The organism is Mesorhizobium sp. M7A.F.Ca.US.002.01.1.1 (assembly GCF_004022955.1).
GTDB lineage: Bacteria > Pseudomonadota > Alphaproteobacteria > Rhizobiales > Rhizobiaceae > Mesorhizobium > Mesorhizobium ciceri.
Map to the genome: position 1 here is coordinate 1 of NZ_RZQE01000369.1, position 5,996 is coordinate 5,996.

Consider the following 5,996-nt stretch of genomic DNA (forward strand, 5'->3'; position numbering starts at 1 on the left):
TGACTACGGGGGCGGGTGGTTTAGCGTCAGCGCGGATGCCATTCAGCGTTTCCTTTCGAGCGTTGGCTCGGCTGAGCTACAGCCTCTATCTAGTTCATTATCCACTGATCCCCTTTGCAATTGCGGCAGCTGGCTCAGCCACGGCGTTCAGTTTCTGGTTCTGCTATCTGAGCATCAGCCTTTGCGCGGCCTTGGCGCTTCACATGATCATCGAGCGGCCGTTTCTCTTGTGGAGGGACAGGATAAGCCGGGAGCGCGGTAAGGCCCAAAACAAGACATCCCTCGGCGCGGGTGCTTGAAAGGCTGCCCGCCGGCAGCCGGCCAGCAGGAGAACGGATCAGCCTGCCTTAAGCTTTTCGACCGTGGCGACGATCGCGGCTGCCAGCGCTTCCGCCTCGTCAATCAACTCCGGGCCAAAGAGCCCATTGACCATCTCTTCGCTCGGCAGCACGCCGGGCGGGCAGTGCTCCTCGATAGTTCTCCTGATCAGGGTGAGGGCCGCCCGGCATTCGTCTGCTTCGATGTTCATCAACCATTTCCACATTCAATTCGGCTAAAATGCAACCAAAACGGCCCGCCTGCCTTGTCTGGCAGTTGGAGTATCGAGTGACATGGGTAACGCCGCAGACCGGCTGAAGTTCATCAAGCCACAAGAGCCGGTGCTGGTGCTTGAACCGCCGGTCAGCGACGACTGGATCCACGAAATTAAATATGACGGCTTTCGCACCCAGCTCGTCCTCGATTGGGCAGGCGCCCGAGCTTTCTCCAGAAAGGGCCACGACTGGTCGAAGCGCTACTGGCCGATCGTTACCGCCGCCGAGCAGCTCAAGACGAAATCCTTCATCTTGGATGGCGAGGTGATAGCGCCCGAGCCGGACGGCCGGCCGAACTTCCACGCCATGCATTCCCGAATGGCTTGGAACGCCGAGCTGCTGGCCTTCGTCGCTTTCGACATCCTGCACAAGGATGGCGAGGATCTGCGCCAACGGCCGGCGATCGAGCGCAAGGCAATCCTGTGGGACTTGATCAAGCCGGCCCAAGGCATCATCCAATACAGCCAGCATGTCGAGGGCGGTGGTGCCGAGTTCTATCAGGCGGCCGAGCGGATGGGTCTTGAGGGCGTGGTTTCGAAGCGCAAGTTCAGCCCCTATCGCAGCGGTGCCAAGGATGAAGCCTGGGTGAAAATCAAATGCTGGGACATCGCCGAACTGGATCTGATCGGCATCAAACGAAAGGCCGGCGAATGGACCGAGGGGCTGTTCGCTCGAGACGGCAAGTATGTCGGCAAGGCTGTGATCGCCACAACCGATGCAATCAAGGACCGGCTCTGGAAGCGGGTGCAGAAGGCCCAGGCGGGGCCACCGAATGGCGTTCCAACGGCGCAAGTCACTCCTGGCGTCGAATGGGTGAAGCCGGGCATCAAGGCCAGTGTCAGGACGCTGCGGGGCGAGCCCAAGCTGCGCCACGCGTCGGTGCAGGGTTTCAGCGAGAAGGAATAGTGTCTTGTCGGCCGATCGATTGAAGGTCCGCGATGCCAGCGGGGATGGCTATGAGGTGCTCGACTATGACGGCGAGCCCATAGCCATCTGCGCTACCATCGTCGACGCTGCGAGGTTCGTGCACGGTCGAGCGGCGCGGTTCTGGCTAGACTGGGACCGCACTGTGATAAGCGGCCCACCAGCGCCAGGCGACTTTTGCGCCAGCTTTCTCGGCTCGGACAGCATTGGGCGGATCCGGGCCGAGCGGCATGGCGCCAGCGCCGGCAGTTGGTTCTGGTCAATATCGACCCATGACGATCGCTGGCGCAAGCATGGCGGTCAGCGGGGTCGGGAGCCGAGCAAGGACTTGGCAGTGGCCGCGCTGGAGCGCGAGTTCACCCGCTACCTTGCCGATACACCACCAGGGCCTTCGCCCTATGCCCTGGCCAAGGGCCTTTGAACGGGCCATCAGACCCCTTAGAACACCCGTTGAACGGATCAATCTGGTGCCAAATGAAGTTGCGCGGAGATGCCAAACGATTTTGCGCGCTACAGATGACCTCGCCCCCGGGCTGCTAGCCGGCTGCTGTCATCCATCTGTCATCGCCGAGCGCTACCCGCTTGCGGCAAAGCAAATGGGGAATCACTTTGCCATGACGGACGTTTCCGCAGATCTGGTTTTTCGCCGCGGCAAGGAAGTTGGAAAGGCCGTCTATCAGAACCGCCCGCTGTCGAAAGCCGGCATTTCGGAGCGGCTGTTCGCCTTCCTGTTTTCCGGCCTCGTCTATCCGCAGATCTGGGAAGACCCCGATGTCGACATGGAGGCGATGCAGCTCGGCCAGGGCCACCGCGTCGTCACCATCGCCTCCGGCGGCTGCAACATCCTGGCCTACCTCACGCGCTCGCCGGCCCGGGTCGACGCCGTCGACCTCAACACCGCGCACATCGCCCTGAACCGCATGAAGCTGGAGGCGATGCGCCATTTGCCATCGCAGGGCGACCTGTTCCGCTTCTTCGGCGCCGCCGACACCAGCCACAATTCGAAAGCGTATGACCGTTTCATCGCGCCGCATCTCGATCCTGTCAGCCGTCACTACTGGGAGCGCCGCAACTGGCGCGGGCGCCGTAGGATCACTGTCTTCGACCGCAATTTCTACCAGACCGGCCTGCTCGGCCTGTTCATCGCCATGGGCCATCGCACGGGAAAATTCTTCGGCGTCGACCCAGCCGGCATCATGCAGGCCAGGAACATCGGCGAGCAGCGCCGCTTCTTCAACGAGGAGTTGGCGCCGGTCTTCGACAACAAGCTTTTGAGATGGGCGACGTCGCGCAAGGCTTCACTGTTCGGCCTCGGCATTCCACCGGCGCAGTACGATTCGCTGATCACTTCTGGCGACGGCACCATGGCCAGCGTGCTGAAAGCCCGGCTGGAAAAACTCGCTTGCGATTTTCCGCTGGAGAATAACTACTTCGCCTGGCAGGCCTTTGCCCGCCGCTATCCGAACCCCGGCGAGGCCGCCCTGCCCGCCTATCTCGAAAAGCAGAATTACGAGAGCATCCGCGGCAATGTCGACCGCGTCGCCATCCACCATGCCAATCTGATCGAGTTTCTCGCCGGCAAGGATGCAGGCTCCGTCGACCGTTTCATCCTGCTCGATGCACAGGACTGGATGACCGACGACCAGCTCAACGCGCTGTGGGCGGAAATCACCCGCACGGCTTCGGCCGGCGCCCGCGTCATCTTCCGCACCGCCGCCGAGCCCAGCCTGCTGCCGGGTCGCGTCTCCAGCTCGCTGCTCGACCAATGGGACTATCAGGACCAGGCTTCGCGCGAATTTTCGGCCCGCGACCGCTCGGCCATCTATGGCGGCTTCCACCTCTACGTGAAGCGCGCGGCATGAGCACCAGCGAGCTGCCGGCCAGCCCCGAATTCAAGGCCAGCCATGCCGAACTGATGGACGGCGTCTACCGCTGGCAGCGCCACATCTACGACCTGACCCGCAAATACTACCTGCTCGGCCGCGACCCAATGATCTCGGGGCTCGACGTGCCTGTCGGTGGCACCGTGCTGGAACTCGGCTGCGGCACCGGCCGCAACGTCATCCTCGCCGCCCGTCACTATCCCGACGCGCGCTTTTTCGGCCTCGATATTTCGGCCGAAATGCTGGAGACGGCCGGAAAGGCGATCGACCGCGAGGGCCTGTCCGGTCGCGTCATATTGGCTAGGGGCGATGCCACCGATTTCGATGCCCGGGCACTCTTCGATGTCGAACGCTTCGACCGTGTCTTCGTGTCCTATTCGCTGTCGATGATCCCCGGCTGGGAAAAAACAGTATCGGCGGCACTTGCCGCCCTGTCGCCGAACGGTTCGCTGCACATCGTCGATTTCGGCCAGCAGGAAGGCCTGCCGCGCTGGTTTCGCACACTGCTGCGCGGCTGGCTGAAAAAATTCCACGTCGCGCCTCGTGAATCGCTGCGCGAAGTGCTGGAATCGGAATCTCGGCGAACCGGCGCAAGCTTCCGTTTCCGCACGCTTTATCGCGGCTACGCCTGGCTGGCGGTTATCGGGCCGCGCGGCTAGCCAAGGTGAAACTGCCATTTGCAGGCCGACCTCACCTGAATGTCAATGCACCTTAATGGAGTGCCTTCACCAACGCCCCCACCATCGTCTGCGGCCGATAGCCAAGCTTGGCAGGCGTCAGCCCCAGCCGCACCACCACCAACTGCTCCGAGGGAATGATGGCAACCGTCTGCCCGTCATGGCCTTCCATCCAGTACGTGTCCTTGGGCAGGCCTGCCGCGACACCGGCGCCGGGGTTTTCCTCATCGCCCGGGGCCTCGATCCACAATTGGCCCTTGCCGTAGACCTTCGAGGCGGATGCCGGCTCTCGCATCCAGTCGACGAAACCGGCCGGCAGGATCTGGTTGCCGTTCCACACCCCGCCTTGTAGCAGGAACTGGCCGAAGCGCGCCCAGTCATGCGCGGTCGCGTAGAGATAGGACGAGCCGACGAAGGTGCCCAGCTCGTCGGTCTCGAGCACCGCGCTGTGCATGCCGAGCGGCTCGAATAGCGCCGTGCGCGGCCACGTCAGCGCCCTGGCCTTGTCGCCGACCGCGTCCTGCCAGAGGCGCGACAGCATCACCGCCGTGCCGCTCGAATAGGAAAACTGTTTGCCGACCTCTGCAGCCAGCGGCTTGGATTCGGCAAAGCCCGCCATGTCAGGTTCGAGATAGAGCATGCGCGTGACGTCGGCGACGTCGCCATAATCCTCGTTGAACTCCAGCCCGCTCGACATCGCCATCATGTCGGCAAGGCTGATCGCGGCGCGGCCGTCCGCCTTCCACGGCGCGAACAGGTTTTTGTTGTCGAAAGCCATCTTGCCGTCCTTGACCAACGTACCGACGATGGCGGCATTCACCGTTTTGGTCATCGACCAGCCGAGCAGCGGCGTCCTGGCGGAAAAGCCATCGCCGTAGCGCTCGGCGACGACACGGCCATTCTTGACCACCACCACCGCGCGCATGCCGGTGCCGATCAGCGCCGCATCGTCCAGCAGCTTGGCAACAACCGGATCCTGTGATGCCTCGACCCGTTCGCCTTCCGGCCACAGGTCGCCCATGGTGACTGCGGACGGCTCCGCTTGGATCGCGGTCCGCCGCACCTTTCCTACGTCGCCGTCCGGAACCGAAGCGCAGCCAAGCCCGTCGCGGGCTACGGCGACGCTCTTGCCGAGGAAACCGAACAGGCCGGCAGACACCGTTCCCCTGTTCTTGTCCACCGAAACCCGCATTAACCGCAGCAGGGGATGCCCGGGTGCCTGCACGTCGACGGCCAGCACCTCATTGGGATCGCGGCCGGCGATAAAAACGTTCGAACAGACGATCTTGGCCGAGTAGCCCGAGCCAACCCTGATCAACTCCGGTGGCGCGATATAAAGCCAGGCAAAAAGTGCTGCGATCACCAGGACGATCAGGCCAAGCAGCCATTTGACGATCTTGACCACGATCCGCATTTATTTCCTCCGGGCCCTGCGCGACCCTTATGTCATCGATTTGCCGCCATTGCTTCCGCAAATCACAATGCTTGTCGAGCGTCATCAACGGATTATCAACCATGATCGGCGATCACAGGATATGCTGAGCGATGCTGTGGGGCGATCGTTCGGAGGGGGCCCGATCACAAAGCAGGCCATCAGTGTAGAGACCCATCAGCGACCGGCTGAATCCGGCTCGGGAATTGCGATGCGCCGTCTTGCGGGCCTGATCATGCTAGCGCTGCTTGGTGCTTGCTCGACCGTCGACGATCTCTCGCCGCTGTCGCCTTCCGCTTCGAGCAGCCCGACGGTTGCCGTGCGCGCGCCGCGCTTTGCCGACTCCAAGCCGCATGAATGGGAGAGCGGCGCGCCGTGGAACTATGCCGTCCACGGCACCGATGTTTCCAAATACCAGACCTCGGTCGACTGGCCGGCTGCCAGGGCCAGCGGCATCTCCTTCGCCTTCATCAAGGCGACCGAGGGC

7 protein-coding genes and 1 pseudogene are annotated in these 5,996 nt (G+C 62.7%); 6 read left to right on the forward strand and 2 right to left on the reverse strand.

What is annotated here, in order from left to right; translation table 11 throughout:
• Window positions 1-299: pseudogene (locus EN932_RS38460) on the forward strand (hypothetical protein); the annotation flags it as partial.
• A 38-nt stretch (window positions 300-337) separates the two neighbouring features.
• Here the strand turns inward: EN932_RS38460 and EN932_RS26710 are convergent.
• The gene (locus EN932_RS26710) at window positions 338-529 is read right to left on the reverse strand and encodes a hypothetical protein (RefSeq protein WP_164890632.1); all 192 of its coding nucleotides are present in this window, start codon (window positions 527-529) and stop codon (window positions 338-340) included.
• Between the two features lie 82 nt (window positions 530-611).
• Here EN932_RS26710 and EN932_RS26715 point away from each other — a divergent pair, with 82 nt between their 5' ends.
• The 4 genes from EN932_RS26715 to EN932_RS26730 all read left to right on the forward strand — a co-directional run bounded on the left by EN932_RS26715 (window position 612) and on the right by EN932_RS26730 (window position 4,059).
• On the forward strand, window positions 612-1,499 hold the full coding sequence (locus tag EN932_RS26715; protein ID WP_128369176.1) for an RNA ligase family protein: 888 nt from the start codon (window positions 612-614) through the stop codon (window positions 1,497-1,499).
• A gap of 4 nt (window positions 1,500-1,503) precedes the next feature.
• A complete protein-coding gene (locus EN932_RS26720; RefSeq protein ID WP_128369177.1) occupies window positions 1,504-1,938 on the forward strand; it encodes a hypothetical protein in 435 nt (144 codons plus the stop codon).
• 193 nt (window positions 1,939-2,131) lie between these two features.
• Window positions 2,132-3,379 carry a DUF3419 family protein gene (locus EN932_RS26725; RefSeq protein WP_245465167.1) on the forward strand — a complete coding sequence of 416 codons (1,248 nt, stop codon included), beginning with the start codon at window positions 2,132-2,134 and terminating at the stop codon, window positions 3,377-3,379.
• On the forward strand, window positions 3,376-4,059 hold the full coding sequence (locus EN932_RS26730; RefSeq protein ID WP_027160644.1) for a class I SAM-dependent methyltransferase: 684 nt from the start codon (window positions 3,376-3,378) through the stop codon (window positions 4,057-4,059). The genes EN932_RS26725 and EN932_RS26730 overlap by 4 nt, the downstream gene beginning before the upstream one ends.
• A gap of 52 nt (window positions 4,060-4,111) precedes the next feature.
• On the opposite strand, the gene EN932_RS26735 is transcribed toward EN932_RS26730, so the two are convergent.
• On the reverse strand, window positions 4,112-5,491 hold the full coding sequence (locus EN932_RS26735; protein ID WP_064993831.1) for a serine hydrolase: 1,380 nt from the start codon (window positions 5,489-5,491) through the stop codon (window positions 4,112-4,114).
• A 229-nt stretch (window positions 5,492-5,720) separates the two neighbouring features.
• Between EN932_RS26735 and EN932_RS26740 the strand changes: the two genes are divergently transcribed.
• Window positions 5,721-5,996 (forward strand): GH25 family lysozyme (locus EN932_RS26740; protein WP_281061556.1); only part of this gene is annotated, 276 nt, incomplete at its 3' end.